Source organism: Selenomonas sp. (genome assembly GCF_057272215.1).
Genome location: NZ_DBHIUY010000002.1, coordinates 104,279 through 126,648 on the forward strand (window position 1 = coordinate 104,279; position 22,370 = coordinate 126,648).

Annotated in this window: 20 protein-coding genes and 1 other annotated feature; of the genes, 6 read left to right on the forward strand and 14 right to left on the reverse strand. The window is 57.1% G+C overall.

The genetic code is table 11. The annotated features are described in order from the left end of the window. Window positions 1-66: 66 nt before the first annotated feature. The 8 genes from mce to ACO5Z0_RS02435 all read right to left on the reverse strand — a co-directional run bounded on the left by mce (window position 67) and on the right by ACO5Z0_RS02435 (window position 10,957). Window positions 67-489: a methylmalonyl-CoA epimerase gene (gene mce, locus ACO5Z0_RS02400; protein ID WP_314618654.1), complete on the reverse strand. Its 423-nt coding sequence runs from the start codon at window positions 487-489 to the stop codon at window positions 67-69. Between the two features lie 41 nt (window positions 490-530). After that, window positions 531-1,469, reverse strand: a complete 939-nt coding sequence (meaB, locus tag ACO5Z0_RS02405) for a methylmalonyl Co-A mutase-associated GTPase MeaB (protein ID WP_485649058.1) — start codon at window positions 1,467-1,469, stop codon at window positions 531-533. Window positions 1,470-1,603: 134 nt separating this feature from the next. Further along, complete coding sequence (locus ACO5Z0_RS02410) at window positions 1,604-1,996, reverse strand: cobalamin B12-binding domain-containing protein (RefSeq protein WP_442672594.1); 393 nt, start codon at window positions 1,994-1,996, stop codon at window positions 1,604-1,606. 92 nt (window positions 1,997-2,088) lie between these two features. Beyond that, a complete protein-coding gene (locus ACO5Z0_RS02415; protein ID WP_485649059.1) occupies window positions 2,089-3,735 on the reverse strand; it encodes an acyl-CoA mutase large subunit family protein in 1,647 nt (548 codons plus the stop codon). Between the two features lie 142 nt (window positions 3,736-3,877). Continuing rightward, window positions 3,878-5,377, reverse strand: a complete 1,500-nt coding sequence (scpC, locus tag ACO5Z0_RS02420) for a succinyl-CoA:acetate CoA-transferase ScpC (protein WP_442672592.1) — start codon at window positions 5,375-5,377, stop codon at window positions 3,878-3,880. Window positions 5,378-5,636: 259 nt separating this feature from the next. Beyond that, window positions 5,637-6,983, reverse strand: a complete 1,347-nt coding sequence (locus tag ACO5Z0_RS02425) for an O-antigen ligase family protein (RefSeq protein WP_485649060.1) — start codon at window positions 6,981-6,983, stop codon at window positions 5,637-5,639. Further along, window positions 6,973-8,283 (reverse strand): bifunctional folylpolyglutamate synthase/dihydrofolate synthase, encoded by a 1,311-nt coding sequence (locus tag ACO5Z0_RS02430; RefSeq protein ID WP_485649061.1) that lies wholly within the window; start codon window positions 8,281-8,283, stop codon window positions 6,973-6,975. The genes ACO5Z0_RS02425 and ACO5Z0_RS02430 overlap by 11 nt, the downstream gene beginning before the upstream one ends. A 13-nt stretch (window positions 8,284-8,296) precedes the next feature. After that, window positions 8,297-10,957 carry a valine--tRNA ligase gene (locus tag ACO5Z0_RS02435; RefSeq protein WP_485649062.1) on the reverse strand — a complete coding sequence of 887 codons (2,661 nt, stop codon included), beginning with the start codon at window positions 10,955-10,957 and terminating at the stop codon, window positions 8,297-8,299. 124 nt (window positions 10,958-11,081) lie between these two features. Continuing rightward, window positions 11,082-11,325, reverse strand: a binding site (T-box leader). Between the two features lie 129 nt (window positions 11,326-11,454). Here ACO5Z0_RS02435 and ACO5Z0_RS02440 point away from each other — a divergent pair. The 3 genes from ACO5Z0_RS02440 to ACO5Z0_RS02450 are packed head-to-tail and all read left to right on the forward strand — an operon-like array spanning window position 11,455 to window position 12,412. Continuing rightward, complete coding sequence (locus ACO5Z0_RS02440) at window positions 11,455-11,721, forward strand: DUF3791 domain-containing protein (RefSeq protein WP_485649063.1); 267 nt, start codon at window positions 11,455-11,457, stop codon at window positions 11,719-11,721. After that, window positions 11,718-12,191, forward strand: a complete 474-nt coding sequence (locus tag ACO5Z0_RS02445) for a DUF3990 domain-containing protein (protein WP_485649064.1) — start codon at window positions 11,718-11,720, stop codon at window positions 12,189-12,191. The genes ACO5Z0_RS02440 and ACO5Z0_RS02445 overlap by 4 nt, the downstream gene beginning before the upstream one ends. Beyond that, window positions 12,188-12,412, forward strand: a complete 225-nt coding sequence (locus ACO5Z0_RS02450; protein WP_485649065.1) for a hypothetical protein — start codon at window positions 12,188-12,190, stop codon at window positions 12,410-12,412. Before ACO5Z0_RS02445 ends, ACO5Z0_RS02450 begins: the two co-directional genes overlap by 4 nt. A gap of 500 nt (window positions 12,413-12,912) precedes the next feature. Here the strand turns inward: ACO5Z0_RS02450 and hslO are convergent, their stop codons facing one another. The 5 genes from hslO to ACO5Z0_RS02475 all read right to left on the reverse strand — a co-directional run bounded on the left by hslO (window position 12,913) and on the right by ACO5Z0_RS02475 (window position 17,978). Further along, window positions 12,913-13,797, reverse strand: a complete 885-nt coding sequence (hslO, locus tag ACO5Z0_RS02455) for an Hsp33 family molecular chaperone HslO (protein WP_485649066.1) — start codon at window positions 13,795-13,797, stop codon at window positions 12,913-12,915. A 74-nt stretch (window positions 13,798-13,871) separates the two neighbouring features. Beyond that, window positions 13,872-14,390 (reverse strand): hypothetical protein, encoded by a 519-nt coding sequence (locus tag ACO5Z0_RS02460; RefSeq protein WP_485649067.1) that lies wholly within the window; start codon window positions 14,388-14,390, stop codon window positions 13,872-13,874. A gap of 192 nt (window positions 14,391-14,582) precedes the next feature. Next, complete coding sequence (locus ACO5Z0_RS02465; RefSeq protein ID WP_485649068.1) at window positions 14,583-15,320, reverse strand: DUF6339 family protein; 738 nt, start codon at window positions 15,318-15,320, stop codon at window positions 14,583-14,585. Next, window positions 15,311-16,171 carry a hypothetical protein gene (locus ACO5Z0_RS02470; RefSeq protein ID WP_485649173.1) on the reverse strand — a complete coding sequence of 287 codons (861 nt, stop codon included), beginning with the start codon at window positions 16,169-16,171 and terminating at the stop codon, window positions 15,311-15,313. The genes ACO5Z0_RS02465 and ACO5Z0_RS02470 overlap by 10 nt, the downstream gene beginning before the upstream one ends. Next, the gene (locus tag ACO5Z0_RS02475; protein ID WP_485649069.1) at window positions 16,125-17,978 is read right to left on the reverse strand and encodes a hypothetical protein; all 1,854 of its coding nucleotides are present in this window, start codon (window positions 17,976-17,978) and stop codon (window positions 16,125-16,127) included. Before ACO5Z0_RS02475 ends, ACO5Z0_RS02470 begins: the two co-directional genes overlap by 47 nt. A 671-nt stretch (window positions 17,979-18,649) precedes the next feature. On the opposite strand from ACO5Z0_RS02475, the gene ACO5Z0_RS02480 reads away from it, so the two are divergent. Next, complete coding sequence (locus tag ACO5Z0_RS02480; protein ID WP_485649070.1) at window positions 18,650-18,997, forward strand: hypothetical protein; 348 nt, start codon at window positions 18,650-18,652, stop codon at window positions 18,995-18,997. Between the two features lie 61 nt (window positions 18,998-19,058). On the opposite strand, the gene ACO5Z0_RS02485 is transcribed toward ACO5Z0_RS02480, so the two are convergent. After that, window positions 19,059-19,730 carry a hypothetical protein gene (locus ACO5Z0_RS02485; protein ID WP_485649071.1) on the reverse strand — a complete coding sequence of 224 codons (672 nt, stop codon included), beginning with the start codon at window positions 19,728-19,730 and terminating at the stop codon, window positions 19,059-19,061. Window positions 19,731-19,956: 226 nt separating this feature from the next. Between ACO5Z0_RS02485 and ACO5Z0_RS02490 the strand changes: the two genes are divergently transcribed. Together ACO5Z0_RS02490 and ACO5Z0_RS02495 are read left to right on the forward strand one after the other, a co-directional pair. Beyond that, window positions 19,957-21,093 (forward strand): HD-GYP domain-containing protein, encoded by a 1,137-nt coding sequence (locus ACO5Z0_RS02490; RefSeq protein ID WP_485649072.1) that lies wholly within the window; start codon window positions 19,957-19,959, stop codon window positions 21,091-21,093. Window positions 21,094-21,147: 54 nt separating this feature from the next. Beyond that, window positions 21,148-22,341: an HD-GYP domain-containing protein gene (locus ACO5Z0_RS02495; RefSeq protein ID WP_485649073.1), complete on the forward strand. Its 1,194-nt coding sequence runs from the start codon at window positions 21,148-21,150 to the stop codon at window positions 22,339-22,341. The last annotated feature ends 29 nt before the right edge of the window (window positions 22,342-22,370 follow it).

The following is a 22,370-nucleotide window of genomic DNA, read 5'->3' on the forward strand; positions in this document are numbered from 1 at the left end:
GGTCAAGCCCGATCCTTTCACTTCCGCTCATTCCGTGCGCACAGGCGCAGGCTATGCGGCAAGGATTCAGCGGTCTTCGTGCTCACAGATTTCGAGGAGGACGCCGTGCGTAGCTTTCGGATGGAGAAAAGCGATCTTCGCGCCGCCCGCACCGTAGCGAGGCTTCTCGTCGATCATCTTGACGCCCTTCGCCATGAGGTCGGCGATCGCGTTCTCGATGTTGTCAACGCGAAGAGCGATGTGCTGGATGCCGCCTCTGCCGCCGTTCTTCTCGATGAACTTCGCGATCGGGCTCGTCGGATCGGTCGCTGCAAGAAGCTCGATTTCCGAACCGTTCGGCGTCGGGTTGAAGCTCGTCTCAACCTTCTGCTCAGCAACGACTTCCTTGCCCGTGCAGGGGATGCCGATCTGCTCCGTCCAGAACTTGCCGACCTCGTCGAGATCATTGACCGCAATGCCGATGTGGTCTACACCCAAAACTTTGAACATGTGAATTACCTCCTGAAATGGTGATATGGAAACAACTGCCGTCACTTGAGCACATGATTCATGATGTGCTGCGTGACGGTGTAGGGATCTGTCCTGCCTGCCTTGATGTCGGCGACGAATGCGTCGAGCCTGCCCGAATCGACGACCTTGCTCTTGACATACGAGCCGATATTGCTTTCGAGGATGTCGATCATCTCGTCCTTCGTGCGCTTCGTGCGCCGCTCGGCCAGGATTCCCTTCTCCTCGATGTAGGCGCGGTGCTTTTCGACCGATGCGACAAGCTCCTTAACGCCGATCTGCTGGTTTGCTATGACTTTGTCAATGGGCGGACGCCAGTCTTTCATCACGCCGTCCAAATCGAGCATCATGTTGATTTCTTTGACGAGACGATCCGCGCCGTCAAGATCCGCCTTGTTGATGGCGAACACATCGCCGATCTCCAAAACGCCTGCCTTGATCGCCTGGATGTCATCGCCCATGCCGGGAATCAATACGACCATCGTCGTATCTGCCGCCCGAACGATATCGACTTCGGATTGTCCGACGCCGACGGTCTCAACAAAGATAATATCCTTGCCAAAAGCGTCCATCGCCTTGACGGCGTCCGCCGTCTTATGTGAAAGACCGCCCAAGCTGCCGCGCGTTCCCATGCTGCGGATGAATACGCCTTCGTCCATCGCCAGACTCGCCATGCGGATGCGGTCGCCCAAGATGGCGCCGCCCGAAAACGGGCTGGTCGGGTCGATGGCAATGACGCCGACTGTCTTGCCCTGCTTGCGGTATTCATTGGCGAGCTTGTCCGTCAATGTGCTCTTGCCGGCGCCAGGAGGACCCGTGATGCCGAGCACATAGGCGTTCCCCGTATGAGGATACAGAGCCTTCATGATGTCGATGGCATTTTCCGCCTCATTTTCAATCGCCGTGATGGCTCTTGACAGTGCGAGACGATTTCCTTGCAGGAGTTCCTTGGCTATATCCACGGAATGCACCACCTATACCATTGTTTCAGGAACTCTCGAAAAACACAGAGTTTCCCGAAAGTTCGCGCATGATACGGATAAAAGCAAGGCTGGCGGCAGACGAACTGCTGCCAGCCCCGTTGCATGATTTTGCACTACTTCTTCACATGCTCGTTGATGAAATCGACGATGTCGCCCGTCGGCGTACCCGGCGTAAAGACGGCGGCAACGCCCGCCTCTTTGAGGGCGGGAATGTCCGTCTCGGGAATGACGCCGCCGCCGATGATCAGCGTGTCCGTCATACCCTTGCCGCGCACAAGCTCGACAACCTTGGGGAAGAGATGCGGATGAGCGCCCGAGAGGATGCTCATCGCGATGACATCGACGTCTTCTTGCAGAGCTGCTTCCGTAATCTGCTCCGGTGTCTGGCGAAGACCTGTATAAATGACTTCAAAGCCTGCATCACGAAGAGCGCGTGCGACGACTTTTGCGCCGCGGTCGTGGCCGTCCAAGCCCGGTTTTGCTACCAATACCCTGATTTTTGCCATTTGAAATTACCTCCAAATCCAAGTAGAAAAAGGAAAACTTTGCTCGGGACGCCGCCCGAAAACCGAGCGGCTTTCCCGAGAAGTCCTGTTGATTACAGGGACGTATGAGCCTCGTATTCGCCGAAGACACTGCGCATGACGCCGCAGATCTCGCCGAGCGTCGCATACGTCTTGACAGCCGTGAGGATGTGCGGCATGAGGTTTTCGTTCTCATCCTCGCACGCTTTCTTGAGGGCTTCAAGCGCGGACTTGACAGCGTCGTTGTCGCGCTTCGCCTTGACCTCGGCGAGCTGCTTCTTCTGCTTCTCACCGACGGAGGCGTCGACCTTCAAGAGATCCTTCGGCGGCTCTTCATTTTCCTTCTGGTACTTGTTGACACCAACGATGACGCGAGCGCCGGACTCGACATCCATCTGCCAGGCGTAAGCGCTGTCCTGGATCTCCTTCTGGATGTAGCCCTTCTCGATGGCAGCGACAGCGCCGCCCATCTCGTCGATCTTCTTGATGTATTCCATCGCTTCTTTCTCGATCCTGTTCGTCATGGCCTCTACATAGTAGGAGCCTGCCAAGGGATCGATGACATCGGCGAGACCGCTCTCATGCGCAACGATGTGCTGCGTATGGAGAGCGATGGAGACGGACTCCTCCGTCGGAAGCGCGAGCGCTTCGTCGCGGGAGTTCGTGTGGAGGGACTGCGTGCCGCCCATGACGGCTGCCGCCGTCTGCAGCGCGACGCGGACGATATTGTTGTCCGGCTGCTGCGCCGTGAGCATGGAGCCTGCAGTCTGGGTATGGAAGCGGAGTTTCATGGACTTATCCTTCTTCGCACCGAAGCGGTCGCGCATGACCTTCGCCCAAATACGGCGGGATGCACGATACTTCGCGACTTCTTCGAGCACGTTGTTGTGCGCGTTCCAGAAGAAGGAGAGACGTCCTGCGAAGTCGTCGACATTGAGGCCCGCCTCGATGGCGGCATTGACGTAGGCGATGCCGTCGGAAATCGTAAAGGCGATTTCCTGGGCAGCCGTAGCGCCGGCTTCGCGGATATGGTAGCCCGAGATGGAAATGGTGTTCCACTTCGGTACGTTCTTCGAGCAGTAAGCAAAGATGTTGGTGATGAGGCGCATGGACGGGCGCGGCGGGAAGATGTAAGTACCGCGAGCCGCATACTCCTTCAAGATATCGTTTTGGATTGTGCCCGTGAGCTGGTCTGCGGGCACGCCCTGCTTCTCGGCAACGGCGATATACATCGCAAGAAGCACAGAAGCAGGGGCGTTGATCGTCATGGACGTCGAAACCTTGCCGAGATCGATCTGGTCGAAGAGAGTCTCCATGTCCGCGAGCGAATCAATCGCCACGCCGACCTTGCCGACTTCTCCTTCAGAAATCGAATCGTCGGAATCGTAACCGATCTGCGTCGGCAGATCAAAAGCGCACGAGAGGCCCGACGCACCCGTCGCAATCAACATGCGGTAACGCTTGTTGGACTCTTCGGCTGTGGAGAAGCCGGCGTACATACGCATCGTCCAGAAGCGACCGCGATACATCGTAGGCTGCACGCCACGCGTGTAGGGGAATTCGCCCGGTATGCCGATCTCGTCGTAGCTTGCGCCCTCGACGTCAAGCGGCGTGTAAAGACCCTGCTCGGGAATGTTCGGGCGCAGAGGGAATTTCGCCGTGGTCTTTTTCAGGTCAGCCTCGTACTTTTCCAACGCGGCCTGGATTTTCTCATTGCTCATATTGTTGTCCTCCTGTCAGGGAATGCGGAGAGCAGCGCATCCGCCCGTCCGTCGCGTGTCTTTGCCGCGAAGGTCCGAACGGCTTATAGCCGCTTCTTTTTCCCTAAATCATTTCCGATCCGTTCAAAATGTTTTCGGCGCCTTACTTCATGGATTTCGTTTCGATGAACTTCTCGTGGAAGGAAAGCGCTTCCTTGATGATATGCGGCGTGTGCGCATGCTTGGTGGCCTCTACGGCTCTGTTGTAGTAGTCAAGCAGTACCGGCTTGTAGTCGGGATGCACGCAGTTGTTGATGATCTCCAAGGCGCGCTTTCTCGGTGCAAGACCGCGCAGATCCGCGACGCCCTGTTCCGTGATGATGACGTCGACGTCGTGCTCCGTGTGGTCGATGTGCGAGCACATGGGTACAACGGACGAGATCGCGCCGTCCTTCGCAATCGAAGGCGTGTAGAAGATCGTCAGGAAAGCGTTTCTCGCGAAGTCGCCAGAGCCGCCGATGCCGTTCATCATCTTCGTGCCGGTAACGTGCGTGGAGTTCACGTTGCCGTAGATGTCGACTTCGAGCGCCGTGTTCATGGCGATGACGCCGAGACGATGGACGACTTCCGGGCTGTTGGAGATTTCCTGCGGACGCAGCAGCAGGTACTTCTTGTACTTCGCGACATCCTTGTAGAAGCGCTCCATACCTGCCGGCGAGGGAGAAAATGCCGTGCCCGAAGCGAAGTTCAGCTTGCCCGCATCGATGAGATCGAGCATACCATCCTGAATGACCTCGGTATAGACCGTGAGATCCGTGAGATCGGAGTCAACGAAGCCAGCCATGACGGCGTTCGCGACGTTGCCGACACCCGACTGCAGCGGCAGCAGGTTTTTCGGCATACGACCCGCCTTGATCTCAGCATTGAGGAAGTCGAGCGTGAACTGCGACATCTTCTTCGAGTTTTCGTCAATCGGCGCGAGGTTGCGCGTACCGTCCTTGATGTCGCACGGCACGATGTACTTGATCTTATCCGGCGTGCATGGAATGAACGGCGTGCCGACGCGGTCGTCCGCCTTTATAATGGGAATCGGCAGACGATTCGGCGGGTCGAGAGGCACGTAGACGTCGTGCATTCCCTCAAGCTCCAACGGCTGCGTCGTGTTGACCTCGACGATGACGATGTCCGCCTGCTGCACATAGGAAGCGGCGTTGCCGAGCGATGTCGACGGGATGATGTTGCCCTCTTCCGTGATAGCGACGGCTTCGACGATGGCGAGATCAAGCTTGCCAAGGTAGCCGACGCGCGCGAGCTGCGCGGACTCGCTCAGATGAAGGTCGAGATAGTCGACCGAGCCGTCGTTGATCTCACCCCTGAGGATATTGTCCGTCTGGTACGGCAGACGCTTGGCGATGCCGTGGACGGCTGCGAGCGTGTCGTCAAGCTCCGGGCCGGTCGAAGCGCCCGTCCAGAGGTCAATCTTGAAGGGTTCCTTCTTCATGCGCTCGGCCAAGGCAAGCGGAATGGCCTTCGGGTACGAGGAGGCTGTGAAGCCGCTCATGCCGATGCTCATGCCCGGCTTGATAAAAGCTGCCGCTTCCTCCGCGCTCACGATCCTCGCCTGCAGGTCTTTGTTGCGTACGCGATCCGAGATGTCAATCATTCAATACATCCTCCCTCACAAGGCCGTCCGGCCTGTGTAATCTAAGGAAACCGCCGCTTTATCCGCGCCTCTTGGGGAAAGCGAAAGAAAGAGGGGTTCCAATGATGAACTGCCGCCGCAGCCGAGACTGCCCGCCATCCGTTTCTGCATAATAGCTTGGCGCTATCGCAGAAAAACGGGATAACTGAGGCTTATCGTACTACTATGCGACAATTATATCCTAAGCTAAAGAATACCACTTCGACGCTTTAGCGTCAAGTCAATTTTCGGACTCTTCGCCGCTATTTTTGGGCGATTCACCGCCCTTTCCCGCCCTTTGACGAAGCTCGCGGAGCTTCTGCCGCTTCCTCGCCGTAAGTTCGTCCATAACGACGGCTTCATCTTCTTCGTTGCCCGCGAACTCCGTGACGGCGGCGAGCGCCGCGAGCAGCCACAGGAGCATCGACGACGGGATGTTGAAGAGCACGTCGTCCGTCAGACCATTCAGCGCGACGGAGAAAAAGGCGAGGCTGATCCCCAGCATCAACCCTTGGCGGAAGCCCTCGCTGTCGTGTACCTTCGAGAAGAAAGCAAGCCCCATCGTGCCGAAGAAGAACCACAGGAAGGATACGGCGCCGACGACGCCGATCTCCGCCGCGTAGTTCAAATACATATTGTGCGCGTGAACGATGAGCACATCCGCGCCCTGCAGATAGAAGTCATACTCGGGGTAGACCATCCAGTAGGCGCCCCAGCCAATGCCGAAGAACGGATGATCGCCGATCATGGCGAGCGTGCTCTCCCAGAGCGCGAGGCGCATTTCCGACGAGGTGTCGACGCGCGTAAAGACCGACGTCACGCGGTCAAGAAGCGCGGGGTCGAGGAGCACGAGTGCGCCCGCGACGACGGCGACGCCCAAGAGAACGCGCCAATCGCGGAACATGCCGTAAAGAATGAAGATCAAGGCGATGACGAGAAGAGCCATGCGTGCATACGTCATCGCGAGGCACGCCGCAAGAAGCACGAGAGCCGCGCCGAGCGCGATGCGCCGTCGTTGATCGCGCATCTTCATGAGAAACGCAAATACGAAACACATGGCGACATCCAAATATCCCGCGAGGATATTTGGATTCTCCCACGTCGAGAATACACGCTTTTTGAGCTCAGGGAAAGCGTCTCCGTCCACCCACTTCATCGCACTCGTGTCGATGCCGAAAGCGAATTGATAGAAGCCGTAAAGCACGACGAGCACGCACGCGAGCCCGAGCGCGTAAACGATCTTTCGGATATCCTGCGACGCTTGGACGTTCTGTCCGATCAAAAGATACGTCAAAAGATAGACGCCGACGAGATTATAATAATTGTAGAAACTGAACGCGCGATCAGGCGAGACGAATACGGAGACGGCACCCAAAAGCGCAAACAGCGCGGCGGGCACATCGTAGGGCAGACGGCGGAAGCGGCGGCACTCCTTATCGACGACGAGACGCGCGAACCAGAAGATGACGCCGAGAAGAAGCGCCGCCGTCGCCAGAGGCGGCGAGAGCGCGACGAGGAAGGCTTCGAGCAAAATGGCGTAGTAGACGCCGCCCGCAAGATAATCCGACAGGCTGTCCTTAGCCGTCATGACGCGCCCCCCTCTCCAAAAGCAGGCAACGCAAGTTCCCAATCAGATACAAAGAGCCTGCCGCGCAGAGAATGTGCCGTTCGTCCGTCAAAGAGAGCGCACGTTCAAGAGCCGCCTGCGCGTTCTCGACGACCTCAACATCTGCCGTAATCTCACGCGCAGCGCGCGCGAGATTTTCGGGATCGCCCGCGCGAAGAGACATCGGCGGCGTGACGACAACGCGGTCGCCCGCGCGAAGAAGCGTCTTGAGCATCGAGCGATAGTCCTTGTCCTCCAGAATGCCGATGAGCAGCACACGCGCCTCATCCGCAAATGCGGCGTCAAGGCTCTCTCGAAGAGCCGCCGCGCCCGCCGGATTATGCGCACCGTCAATGATGATACGCTTTCCGTCCAGCGTAAACCGCTCGAAACGCCCCGGCCATGCAGCCGACCGCAAAGCGGCGGCAATATTTTCGTGCGTGATGGAAGGATGCGTCCCCGCAAGAAGCTCCGCCGCCATGACGGCGAGCGCGGCATTTCGCCGCTGATATGCGCCGCCGAGCGCGAGCGCGTAATGCGCCGCACGTATGCCGAGCAGTTCGGAAGAGAACTCGATCATGCCTGCCGCCTGCTTCATCGGCAAAACGGCAAAATCCTCGCCGAGAACGAAGATGTCAGCGCCTTCTTCCTCCGCTTTTCGGCGCACGACATCGAGCGTCATGCCCTCAGCCGCCGTAACGACGGGCACCCCCGCCTTGATGATGCCCGCCTTGTGCTGCGCGACACCTTCGAGCGTGCCGCCGCAGCGGTCGGCGTGCTCCATCGCGACGTTCGTGACGACAGCGACCTCGGGAGTGATGACGTTCGTCGAGTCGAGAAGCCCGCCCAAGCCGACCTCGACGACGGCATAGTCGACATGCTTTCGAGCAAAATAGAAGAACGCCGCTGCTGTCAGCACCTCGAACTCGGTCGGCTGCTCCAGCCCCGCGGCAAGCATCTTGTCCGCCGCCTCTTTTGCAGCCGCAATCGCCGCCGCGAAGTCTGCCTCGCTCGCCTGCTCGCCGTCGATGACGAAGCGCTCCGTGTAGGAGACGAGATGCGGCGAGGTGTAAAGTCCCGTCCTTAGCCCCGATTTCGTCAGAATCGCCGCCGTCATGGCACTGACAGAGCCTTTGCCGTTCGTCCCCGTGACATGAATCGTGCCGTAGCGCCGTTCGGGATGACCAAGCAGCTCGACGAGCCGCTCGATGCGCGAAAGCCCGAGTTTCGAGCCGAATACGTTGAGGCTTTCGAGGTAAGAAAGACTTTCCTTGTAGTCCATTTCCCCACCTTCCTCAGAGTTTCGCCAGATAGGCGAGGCGCTCTTCGACCGCCTTCTTCTTCTCCTTCGCCGCTTCGAGCTTCTCGCGCTCTTTTTCTACGACGGCGGGCGGCGCCTTCTTGACGAAGCCCTCGTTCGCGAGCTTGCCGCCGAGGCGCTTCTCCTCCCCGACGAGGTTCGCCAGTTCCTTCGTAAGACGCGCCTTTTCCTTCTCGACGTCGATGAGTCCCTTCAAAGGCAGGTAGATCTCGACGCCTGCGACGATCGCCGTCATGGCGTTCTCGGGCTTCGCCGCGCCGTCCTCCAAGACCGTCAAAGGATCCGCCCAAGAGAGCGCGGCGAAGTACGCGGCGTGCGCGGCAAATACGGGCGCGAGCGCCTTATCCGTGAAGTGCAAAACGACCTCGCTCTTCTTGCCCGGCGCGGCATCGACTTCGGCGCGCATGTTGCGGATGCGCACGATCACTTCCATGATGCTCGCCATCTCGCGCTCCGCCGCGTCATCGACGAGACTCTCATCTGCCTTGACCCACGGCGCGACCATGATGCTCCTTCCCTCATGCGGCACGCGCTGCCAGATTTCCTCCGTGAGGAACGGCATGAAAGGATGCAGCAGGCGCAGCGTGCGCTCCAGTACATAGGAAAGGACGTACTCTGCCGTCTTCTTCGAACGCTCGCCGGCTGCGTCCTTATCATAGAGCCGCGCTTTCGCCAGCTCGATGTACCAGTCGCAGAACTCGCTCCAAATGAACTCGTAAATCATTCGTCCCGCTTCGCCCAGCTCGAACTTCTCCAGATTCTCCGTCACGCCCGCCGCCGTCTTCTGGCAGCGCGACAAGATCCAGCGATCGGCGAGCGTATAGTCCTCCGCCGTCGGAGTGAAGCTCGCATCGAAGTCCTCCAAATTCATGAGCATGAAGCGCGAAGCATTCCACAGCTTGTTCGCGAAATTTCGCGCCGCCTCGACGCGCTCCCAGTAAAAACGCATATCGTTGCCCGGCGTATTGCCCGTGATGAGCATGAATCGCAGGGTGTCCGCACCGTACTTGTCGATGACCTCGACGGGATCGATGCCGTTGCCGAGCGACTTCGACATCTTGCGCCCCTCGCTGTCGCGCACGAGACCGTGGATGAATACATGGCGAAAAGGAATGTCCTTGCCAAACGCCAAGCCCATCATGACCATGCGTGCGACCCAGAAGAAGATGATGTCATAGCCCGTCACGAGCACGCTCGTCGGGTAAAACTGCTTGAGTTCCGGCGTCTCCTCGGGCCAGCCCATCGTCTCAAACGGCCAGAGCCCCGAGCTGAACCATGTGTCCAAAACGTCCTCGTCCTGATGAACGTGCGAACTGCCGCACTTGGGGCAAGTTTCGACGTCCTCGCGCGAGACGATCGTCTCCTTGCAGTCCTCGCAGTACCACGCGGGGATGCGATGTCCCCACCAGAGCTGGCGCGAGATGCACCAGTCGCGGATGTTTTCGAGCCAATTCGTATAAATCTTCGTGAAGCGCTCGGGAACAAACCGTATCTTTCCATCCTGCACCGCCTCAATCGCGGGCTTCGCGAGGCTCTCCATCTTTACGAACCACTGCTTGGAGACGAGCGGTTCGACCGTCGTATGGCAGCGCGAGCAGTGACCGACGGCGTGCTCATGCTCCTCCGTAGAGACGAGAACGCCCGCCTCTTCGAGATCTTTGACGAGCATCTTGCGGCACTCGTAGCGATCAAGTCCCGCGTACTTTCCGAGACCTTCCGACATCGTGCCGTCATTTTCTATGACGCGCACCTGCGGCAGATCATGACGAAGCCCCATCTCGAAGTCGTTCGGATCGTGCGCAGGCGTGACCTTGACCGCGCCCGTACCGAAGGCGGGATCGACGTACTCGTCGGCAAACATGGGAATCGGGCGATTGACGATGGGCAGGATGACGTTTCTGCCGACGAGCTCCTTGTAGCGTGCATCATCGGGATGCACGGCGATTCCCGTATCGCCAAACATCGTCTCCGGGCGCGTCGTCGCGATCTCGACATAGCCCTCGCCGTCCTCGAAAGCATAGCGCAGATGCCAGAGATGCCCCGCTTCCGTCTCGTGCTCGACCTCGATATCCGAAAGCGCCGTATTGCACGACGGGCACCAGTTCGTGATGCGCGTGCCCTGATAGATCAGCCCCTGCTCATAGAGACGCACAAACACCTCGCGCACAGCGCGCGAGCAGCCCTCGTCCATCGTGAAGCGCTCGCGCGCCCAGTCGCACGAAGAGCCGAGCGTTCGGAGCTGATACATGATGCGGCTGCCGTACTCTTCCTTCCACTGCCAGACGCGCTCCGTGAACTTCTCGCGCCCAAGTTCGTAGCGATTCGTCCCTTCTTCGCGAAGCGCCGCCTCCACCTTCGCCTGCGTCGCGATGCCCGCATGATCGCAGCCCGGCATCCAGAGAGTATTGTAGCCCTGCATACGCCGCCAGCGGATCAAGATGTCCTGCAAGGTTTCGTCGAGCGCGTGCCCCATGTGCAGCTGCCCCGTCACATTGGGCGGCGGGATCACGATAGAAAACGGCTTCTTGCCCTCCTCGGGTTCAGCATGGAAGAGATCGTTCTTCTCCCAGAACTCATACCATTTCTTCTCAAACGACTGCGGCTCATAAACCTTCGGGATATTATCCTTTGCCATGAAAAACCCTCCATACATGTCGTATTGACGCGAAAGTCCCCTGCCGAAAGCACAGACTGCCGCAAGGCAAAATCCCCGCAGCCCGCATAAAGCTTCCCGCAAACAAAAATAAAGCTCCCCCGTCCGAAAGGACGGAAGAGCCTGCTTCCGTGGTACCACCTAACTTCCCGCAGGGCGAGACACCCTGCAGCTCCAAGGCATAACGCCGCCGCCGCGCCCGCGCCTACCCACCGAACAGCAAAATGCGCCGCCGGCTTCAGCCCGAAAGCTCCGAAGCGACCTTCCGCCGCCCGCCGCAGGGATTCTCACCGACCATCCCCTCTCTGAAGCGGCGCTTGCAGCGTACTCCTCTTCCTCATCGCCTTTGTCGACAAAAGGATACCATAAGAACGGCGTTTTGGCAAGATGGGTCGAGCGCACAGGCAAAGATATGACAGGAAAATCAAGACGGCACGTAGAAATAATGTAGATAGAACGGCGGCCATTTAAGGAAGCGCATGGACAAGATGCACGAAAGCAGCGAGGAATGCGATATGACGACGGAAATAAAAAACGAGCGCGAACTGGAATTCATATTCTTCTGCATAGAGAATACAGCAAAAAAATTGAACGTCCCTGCCGAGCATCTTTACGACAGGCTTAAAGAAAGCGGCATCCTGCTTGATTACCTCGCCGCGAACTACGAGGCTCTTCATACACAGAGCAAAGATTACATCGTAGCGGATCTGATCGACACGATGAAGGAAACAGGGGTATCCGTATGATTGTCTACCACGGCTCATATCTCCCAGTTGAATATCCCGATCTGCTTCATTCGCGCACTGCCGTGGACTTCGGCAGGGGCTTCTACACGACACCGATTCCGGCACAGGCAGAGTCCTGGGCGAGAAGATTCATGCGCCGTCACCAAGCGGCATTCATCTCGCAGTACGTTTTGGATGAAACCATATTTTCGGATGAACGATGCCTACGATTCGATTCGTATTCAGAAACATGGCTTGACTTCATCCTCGCTTGCCGAACGGAAAAGGACGATTCAGATTATGCCGTCGTCATGGGCGGCATCGCCAATGACCGCGTATTCGATACGGTCGAACTGTTCCTGCAGGGCTTGATTCAGAAGGGGGAAGCAATCCGCCGTCTGCGCTTCGAGCAGCCCAATGTCCAGATTGCGCTTCGGACGCAGGAAGTGATCGCCAAATACTTGCATTTTCAAGGGAGCAAATCGCTATGAGAGCCAATCCCATATTGCTGCAAATGAAGTACGCACGCGTCGTGGCGCGCTTTGCCGAGCGCATGAATCTCCCTCTGACGGACGCACTCGACTTCTTCTATCATTCGGAGACATATCGGCTCATGCGCGACGGCGTTGCCGACATGCACTGCATGAGCGACATCTATCTGGCGGATGAACTGGAAGAGGAACTGGGACGAACTGCGAGAAGCGACGTGTAAGAAGCCCAAGCGTCCGGAGAAAAATAAGGCGCATATCCTCAAAGAGAATACGCGCCATCCAAAACCCATGAAAATTGATACAATTTAATTTTTCCCGCCAAGTTGCATAAGGGATGCTCGTTTTTCGGACAAGGATGCTCGCTCCTTATCCGGTGAGGCTTTACGGCGCCTAGCAGGAGTTGACTGGCGGGTGCCGAATAAAGACAAAATGAAAAAGATACTGAACAAAGAACTCATCTACGAGGTTTTGTCTGTCGTAATAGCGCGGGTCGATCTGCTCCCAGTTTTTTAGAACAAGGGGCGTTCCTTCTTTCCGAAGGCGTGGAATACAAGAAAACCGGCTATGTGAACATGAGAGATTCTTAGGATTATGCCGCTTCGCATGGCGGCTGAACTATGTCCTGAAAGTTTACCGCAACACCTGCCGTGCTTCCTGCGCAAAGGGCAGGGAGCAGACGAAAGCTTTCTCTCCGTACTCGCAAATCTCTGCTGCACGCTACTCACCCCCTAACCGAGCGCTCCTTCTCCGTGAGCAAGGCCTCCAAATCCTCACGCGTGAACGCGTACTTCTCGCCGCAGAAGTGACAGCAAACCTCTGCCTTGCCGTCGGCAACGAGGGATGCGAGATCGTCATGGCTCAAACTCAGCAACATGCCTTCGACGCGCTCCTTTGCGCATGAGCAGCGAAAAGCGAGATCGGTTTCGGCGAGAACTTGCGTTTCACCCAAGCCCTGCATGACGCGTTCAGCGATCTCGCGAGCCGTCATGCCCTGATGCACCATGTCGGAGACGGCGGGAAGCGCCGCCAGATTCTCCTCCATGCGCGACAGCGACTCCTCCGACGCGCCCGGCAAGGGCTGCACAAAGAAGCCGCCAGCTGCCGGCACCGAAAGGTCGGGCGCGACGAGCACCCCGAGCGCGATAGACGACGGCGTCTGCTCCGAATCGTAGAGGTATCGCGTCAAGTCTTCTGCGATCTCTCCCGTGATGATCTCGGACGAGCCGGCGACAGGCTCCTTGAGTCCCGTGAAGCGCGTGACCGTCAAGAGCCCCGCACCAACGCCCGCGCCGACGTCGAGCTTGCCCTGCGCGTTCAGCGGCAGACTCACATGCGGATGCTCGACATAGCCGCGCACGAAGCCCTCGGGCACGGCGTCCGCCACGACCGTTCCCAGAGGCCCCGCGCCCGCAAACTTCACGGTCAGCGCCTCCTCGTTCTTGAGGTTCGCCGCGAGAAGCAGCGCCCCCGTCATCGTGCGCCCGAGAGCTGCCGCTGCGACGGGAAGGCACTCGTGGCGGCGCACGGCATCGCCGACGAGATGCGTCGTCCGCGCCGCATAGATGCGGAAGTCGTCTGCCATCGCTTTGACCAAAGTATCTTTCATCGGAAAATTTCCTCCTTCTTCAAGCAAGGCGGGTGGACACGCCGCGTGTCCACCCGCCTTATATCTTATGTTCATCATTCATCCCAAGCGTAGAGCACGAGAATGTCGGGCGCATGGACGACGTCATAGAAGGCGATGATCTTGCGCCCTGCCGCCTTGCACCACACATGGCGCAGAGCGCCGCCCTTGTCCGGCGACTTCTCCTCCGAGCTGAAGAAGTCCGCACGCTCTGCATCCGTCAGTCCCAGCGACTCCAAAGCGAGCGTCAGCACGCGCCGCAGAGCCAAAGATCGCGACACCGACGCTTTCTCGCTCTTCATGACGATACTCGAAAGCGCTCCCGCCTCGTTGACATTCAGAAAGAGCCGCGCCTTCTCCTCGGTGCCGAGGATGTCGGCTCCGTAGACGCGATAATTCTTGAGCTTCACGTTGTTCGACAAGAGCGGCGCGGCAAGGCGCACGACGGAATCCTCGCGCAGAGCCGTATCGTTGTAACGCACGACGAACGCTGCCGCGTCGAGATCCGAGACGCGCACTGCATGATTCGCCAGACAGACACCCGCGCCTGCCACGAAGAATAAAGCTGCGAGCACGATACTCCATAAAAATTTAAATCTATGATGCAAAGTCAAGAATGCCTCCCTCAAAGCTTCCCGAAGCCGTTGTGTAAGGTACATTATAGCACAACGGAGCGGGGATTCAAGGAAAATCGCGCGCGCTCGATCTTCTCCGGCTCACCTGCCCTATCCGGATACTTCCTTATGCTGCGACGCTGAAATACGGCGTCATTTTTCATCGAAAAGCACGCCTTCCAATCGCTCCTCGATCTCCTCTTCCGACAGCATATCGACGAGCGTCAGCGACGAGAGCGCATTGAGGCGGCTGAGGAGCGCCTGCAAATGCTCGCGCTTGATTTTGTTTCCCTCGCGCTCGAATCGTTCCATGAGCGTGAGTACGGCGAAGCGCGTTTCTCGGCGGCTCATGAGACTGCTTGAGGAAAACAGCACAAGCTGCGACGCGAACGCTTCTTGCGCGAGCACAGGCAAAAGCTCGAACGGATCGCGGCGACGTTCATCAAAGACCATATACCCTGCCCACCACAAACGCGCGAGCGGGTTCACAAAGAGCGAGCGGCGCCTTCCCTGCGCGAAGAAGAAGTCGCTTCGAAGCGCGGCGGCGCTGCCCTCGGCAAAATCCTTATCCTTACGGTAGTGGATATAGCGCCAAAAGAGCGTGTGCGAAAGCCCCGCCCAAAATCGCTCATCTGCCGCCGTATAAGGCGCGAGCGTGCGCCATGCGCCGTAAAGCCGTCGCACATTCTGTATGTCCGTCGCGGCAAAATCGCCCTCTGTCAAAAGCTCGACTGCTGAAAGCTCCGCCATCTCCATCTTTTCCAGATAGCCTTTGCCTTGGAGATGTGCGAGCATCGCCGCATTGTCCGCACAGCGATAAAGCTCCGCGTGCTCTTCGACATGCGTTTTCATATCGTCGACGCCTGCCTGCGTCATGAAGCTCAATTCCATGCGCTCACCTCCTCGCGGCGCGCCAAATCTTCCAGCTCCTGCAAGGCGCGGTTCACCGGATCGCGCAGAAGCTGCTGTGCGATGGCGAGAAGTTCGCCGTCCTGCGCCATAAGGTCGATCTTTTCCCTTTCCAAGAGGTACAGTAGCACCCTCTGCCAGCGCGCCCGCGGCTCTTCGCCCGCGCACTGCCCCTCGCGCAGACGCTCAAGAGCCGCGACGAGCGCAGGCAGGACGACGCACGCGAGAAACGTCGCTCCGTAAGCGCCCTTCGCATAGCGGCGATAGGTATCATACGCTCCGCGCGGCAGGTGAATGACGATATAGTCAGAACCGCAGTCAACGCGAAGCGCCGCCTCTCCCACCCCGCGCACCGAAGGCTCTATACGCACGATAGACGGGAGCGTCTCGCGCTCATCGTGCGTATAGAGCAGAAATTCCGTCGTCTGGTCAACGGCTAGAATATGTCCGCGCACAAAAGAAAAACTGCGTCCTTCATAGACCTCATGAAAATCATCGCTCGCATAACCTTCGATCGCTGCCTTTGCCACGACGAACGGCGTGACTTGCAGGACGGAGCGCACCGCATCCGCCGAAATCGTCAGGCGAAACGCCGCGTCATTGAACTCGAACAGACGACGATACGATGTGACGGGCGATTCGATATGCAGCGCATAGCCTGCCAGCCCCGCACGCACAAGGTTTTTGAGCGCAGCACAGCGAAGCACTGCGCGAAACGCAAGATGCAGCTCCTTGCCCACCGTCTTGAGTTCAGAGATGCCGTCAAACGATGATTTGCGATAGCTGTCATTCGTCTTTGCCAGCAGCGGGTACGGCGCCAGACTCCCTCGCATCTTCAATGTACTTCACCTCCAGCAAACAATAGTCATGATAGTCTATCGTATAGTCAAGAAAAATCTTCGCGCCCTTCGCCACGCTTTGCAGATACACGACATTGCCCTCAAACTTTTCCAACTTGGCGCGCGCCCTGCCGGATAACGATGCCGCGAGCAACCTGACGGGCGCCGACGCCTGCTCGCCTGCCAAGAAAAGCTCCAGACGCACACGCTCGGCTTTGTGCGGCGCAATGAAGCTTAGGCGATAGCACCCCTTTTCGCACGCAAGGCACAAAGAGCGCGCATGTAAAGGTGCAAGACGCGTCGCCGTCGCCACATCCTTTTTCTTCTTTACCTTCTTGATACGGCATCCAAGCGTTTCTCTTCGCTTGCCTCTGCACTCGGCAAGCGAAGAGCGCACGGCTTCCTCTTCGACGTCAGGCAGAAAATCGCCGGCGCCGAAAGCGTCAACGCCGCTCTCATCCTCCGTCTGTAAGCACGCACGCACCTTTTCCTTCAAATATTTGCGAAGCCCCGCATACATCTCCTTCGCCCGCTTCTCCTGCGCTGCATCCTGCAATACCCCCGGCTCCCAAGCGTCATGCGACGGCACTTCGATGCGGCGAAACGCCTGCCCCATCGCATTTTCCTTGATAAGGAAAATGCCGGTAAAGTCAATGCCGCTTGGAAATCCCTTCTGCTCGAAAAGCTTCATACCGATATGACGCGACATGAGGATGCGGCGGTTCAACCCCTCGCCGCGCGTCAAAAAGAGCGTCGCCGCGCCATCGGGAAAGCCATATTTCGCGCCGTATTCCGCAGCTTCAAGCTCCACCTTCTGCATCGCTTCATCCTCGCCCAAAAGCATACGCGCATACCGCTGAATCATACGATTCTCCTCGTAATATTCCTTATGGTGCGAACTGCCCGCAGGCTTTTCCACAGGAAGCCCCTCCGCATAGAGGGCGATGCTGCCCTTCGTGATGCGCTGCCCGCCGATCTCCACCTCCAAATTGCCCAGCCATATCGCCAGCAAAAAATTGTCGAGCACGGCGCGAATCATCTCCTGCTCCAGCCCCTCGATGGGCAAAAGCCCCATGACGAAGATATCCGTACCGCTCGTACGCCGCCGAAACGCCGGATCCATCGCAAAGATGTCGATGAGCGCCTTCTTGTTCTCGTCGCTGTAGTAGACCGTGCCCGTCGTCCAGCGATCTTCAGCGTCCTTGTAAGAGACGAGCTTCGCGACGCCCGTATATGACTCCACGCCGTCCTTGTCCATCGAAGCGAAAAACGCCGTGCGAAGCTCCGAGCAGCTGTAGACGACCGCCTTGCCGATGCCGAAACTGCCGCCCGCATCCTTTTCCTTCTGCACGGAAAACCCCTGCTCCTTGACGAGACCGCTCCAAAGCGACCCCTTCTCGCCTTGGAGCGCCCCCTCAAGACCGCGCGTGCGGAAATCACTGATGCGAAGAACCGAAAGCCGCTTTGCCTTTATCACTTCCAGAGCGCGAGCGAAAGCCTCCCTGCACTTCTTGTCATCCCGATTGCTCAAAAAGCAGCGCTCTAAAATATTTTGAAAATCCTCACGCCCCGGGAACTTCTCACGCGGTATATCGAACATCTGAAACGATACGATGACGGCGCCCTCAGCGTCGTCCCTTCGCGCATCAAGGGAGTTCTGAATCGTTTCGCGCACAAGATAATGCACCGTGCGGATGCCGAAGGAAACACGCGCCAGATCGTTGTAACCGACAAGCTCGCCGCTGTCATTCATCGGCGCACGCCAGCCGCCCTTCTTTCTATCCTTTATAAAAGGAAACAATTTTTCCACCCCATTCCTGTATGGTTCCTAGTATAGCAAAGACCCCGCCGAGTGACAATGTGCGATTGCGGCAGTCTGCACCAAAGCACGGCGGAAATCATTCGCCTCTCCTTTTGCCAAAGCCCTTCGGCAAGAACAGCACAACAGTCACCTGGAATTATCTGTAAAATTAACAAAAGCTAAATATTGCAAAAATTTACCTCGAACCACTTGCATCCATAAATCAGTGTGCTATAATAAAGATGCGGCAGGTGGACAAAGCGTCATCCCGCCTTTAGTGCCGTACCTTACTAACCACCAGAAGGAATCATCGCGTATGGTTCCTCCTGGTGGCAATATAATCGAGTCTCAGGCACGAGGCTCTGGTCGAAAGACCGCCGTAGAAAGAACAGGCAAAGAGCTTCCTGCTATTTGCCTGTTTTCTTTTTGGAAGTTTCTGTCATTCTCAATTTCTGGTATTTTATGACAATTTTGTGTTCCTTAAAGACTTGTGCTATAATGAGGCTCATGCGGCTAAATGCCGTATGCTTTTGCGACGAAAATCTGCGAAGCAATCCATCATTTTCTGCGTGCGGCTGCTTAGTTCAAGGAAGATGCCGCGCGAACTGCACGCACAAAGCCTATCTCACGAGCCTCGTGCGCTGCCCTTACGGAAAGAAAGGAGTCTTTTCATGCCAACATCAAGAAAAACCGTCGGCACAAAAAAAGCTGACGCCGCGAAAAAACCGGCAAGCCCCCGCACGCGGCGGGCATCGAACGTTGCCTACATCTTCTTCAACTGTGACGCTGAAAAATCCCACAGCTCGATGAATATTTTCTACAACCACGAAATTTATCGCGATACACAAGCCTCGCGCAAAGCGCTTTGGCAAAAAATACAAGCGGAGCAGGATGCCGAACGCATCCAGATCGCTGAGGATGACCTGCGAAACGTACGCGCGGCGATCCTCGAAAGCGATCCTGCCGAAGCCAGCCAATACCTGCGCTTCGGCGCCATCGAAACCGTCGCCATCCATTGAGCGGCACGTCGTTCAATGGATAGCGACGCCGAAACATCCTCGTGCAGCTTTCCGTAAAGATTCAGCGGCGAGGCGTCAAAATCTCGGGGATCGCAAGCTCTTCGCTCTTCGTCTGTGTCGTCGGCGCCCCTTCCGGCGTAAGGCTCGGCGCATACCGCCAGTTCTCCTTGATTCTTTGCGCCAAACGCTCCTCGATGAGCAGACGCTCTTTTGCATCCGTGATTTCCGGCTCAAACTGCCATCCTTGGATGTCCGTCACACGGCCTTCGCGTGAGATGTCCGCAAAGAACTGCACGCGCCCGCGATACGAGGTTTCCTTCTCTGTCAAACCGCGCTTCGTCTCTTCGCGCAGCACGGCGGGCTTATTCGGCTTCCGCATCGTCGGGTAGTCGCGCCGCTGCTTTTGCGGCTGCTTCGCCCGTCCGTCTGCGTCGGCTGCTATTTCCCGCTTTGGCGGCGGCTTTTTCACCGCTTCTTCCAAAGGCGGCAAAGGCAGAGCGGCAGGCTCCGGCTCTTCTGCGCTTGGTAAAAGCGCTGTCTCCTCGACAGGCTTTGCCGCCTGCTCTGCCGGCAGAGACCTCTCTTCTCCAACATCGAGCCAAGCGAGTTCTCCAGCGGCGTCCGTCGGTGCATCCGCCGTATCCGGCAAAAAGATTCCTGCGAAAACGAACACGCATACGTGCAGCAGGATAGAAAAAACCACGGCGGAACCCCAGCGTTGCCGTACGACCATGCCCTCACCTCCTCACTCGCATGATGTCCTTCCATTATAACATAATGCGAAAATTTACGGCTGAGAAAATGATTCCTCACTTCGTCCTAGTATTCGTATGTTTCCCCCTTCCCTTTTGGGACAACATATAGTATCATAGGGTATAGATACATTGATTTCCTTTTTTTGATAGGGAAAAAACCCTAATGTTTATCCAGAGAGAACAATGCGGATACAGGTGAGCTAAATGATTCATATTCCCGTAAAAAAGCTGAGAGAAGGCATGGTCACGGCGCAGAGCATATACAACCCGCTCGGCGCCAGCTACCTGACAAAAGGAATGGAGCTGAGTCCGCAGTACATTGAGCGGCTGAAAAAATCGGGGCTTGACGGCGTGACCGTCACATCCATGGACCCCAAGCTCAAGCTCGCACCGCCCGATGACGTCGTACAGGAAAAGACGCGCATATCCGCCATACACAATGTGGCGACGGCATTTCACAGTGTGGAGGATAACGGAGCATTCGACCCGAAACCTCTGCACGGCATTTCCGAGACGATTCTGCATGACATCATTGCCCAGAAAAAGAATCTCGTGCAGCTTACGGATATACGGCTGCACGACACCTACACGTTTGCCCATTCGGTCAACGTGGCGATTCTTGCGGCGCTCCTCGGCGTGCTGCTGAAGCTTCCTCAAACGGATCTTCTGAAACTCACGCTCGGCGGACTTCTGCACGACATCGGCAAAATCGCCGTACCCAATGAAGTCCTCACAAAAGCCGGTCATCTCTCCGACGACGAGTGGAGCGTGATGCAGGGGCATCCCGAAGCGGGCAGGCAGCGGCTGAAGAAACTGTTCCCGTCCGATATGCTGCTCTCGACCATAGCGCTGCAGCATCATGAGCATATCGACGGCAGCGGCTATCCCAACCATCTGCAAGGCGACCGAATCCATCTCTACGCGCGTATCGTCGCCATCGCCGACGTCTACGACGCCTTGACGAGCGTGCGCCCCTACAAGAGGGCGTATACTCCATCCGTCGCGTATCGCCTCATGGCGACGTGTTCGCCGGGACACTTTGATCTCGATCTCTTGAAGCTCTTCTTCGACAACGTCGCGATCTATCCGGTCGGCACGATCCTCAAGACGCAGAAAGGTTACGCCATCGTGAAAAAGGTCGAATTCGGTCATACGCTGACGCCCCTTGTCTGCGTTTTCGCCGACCATGAAGGAAAGCTGCTCGATGCTCCCTACCAACTGGATTTAGAGGATGCGCCCAAAGGAATGCTCGAAGGCGTCATCTCGGACAGTGAGCTGTACCATTTTATCCACAACATCAATATCGATCCTGCCGTCTTCCTCCAAGAAGAGGCAGGATAGGTCAACTGCGCGGCGAAGGATCGCCCGCAAATAAGCAAATGAGGTGTTTCCTGCATGATACGCTTGAAACCGAATCAACTCAAAACCGGCATGGTAACAGCGCAAAGCATTTTCAACGAGAAAGGCGCCCCCTTCCTCGTGCGCGGCACACCGCTGACGGATCGCTACATCTATCGACTGCGTCAACTCAGCGTGCCGGAGCTTCACGTCACCTCACTATCCTCGGATTTTCAACTCAAGCCGCCTCCCGACATCATCGAGGAGCGCACGCGCATAAAAGCCGTCGACAACGTCGCGGAAACTTTCCGACAGGCGGAGCTCAACGGTCATTTCGACATGAAACGCTTGGAAAGATGCGCCGACCTTCTCGTGCGCGACGTCATGGCGAAAAAGAAAAATCTCGTGCAGCTTACGGATATTCGCCTGCACGATTCCTACACATTTTCCCACTCGGTCAATGTCGCTGTGCTCGCAACGATGCTCGGCGATCTCTGCGGCTATTCGAAAAGCAAGCTGCAAGTCATCACGCTCGGCGGACTCCTGCACGACATCGGCAAACTCGCGGTAACTGCGCGTATACTCAATAAGCCCGGCTCTTTGACAGCGGATGAATTCAAGGTCATCCGCACACATCCGGGCGAAGGACGCAAAATGCTCAAGGAGCTGCGCTCACCTCTCGCCTCCATGCTTGCGATCATCGCCGTCCAGCACCACGAACACTTAGACGGCTCCGGCTATCCGCATCATGTGCAGGGGAAGTCCATCCATCCTTACAGCCGCATCGTTGCCATCGCCGACGTCTATGATGCACTGACAAGCGTGCGCCCCTACAAAAAGGCGTACAAGCCGAATGTCGTCTATCAGATGATGATGCACAACTCGCCCGGGCACTTCGATATGGATCGGCTGCGCCTTTTCTTCGAGAACGTCGCCATCTATCCCGTAGGCACCGTGATGAAAACCTCACTCGGCTACGCCATCGTCAAAAAGGTGGTTTTCGGTCATACGCTCCTGCCCATCGTCATCGTCTTTACGGACAAAGACGGCAAACTGCTCAAAAAGCCTTTCGGCGTGAATCTCTCGCATTGTCGGCGCGATGCCATTCAGTATGTCATGGATGACGTCGAACTCTTGAACTTCATCCGCCACACAGTCATCGATCCCGCCGTATTCCTCGATAAGGAGCTTCGCGCGACAAAAGACTATCCACGCACGACCGTGATCCGCGAATCACGAATCGCCCGCTAAGCAATAAAGCCCTCGCTGCGGCAATATAC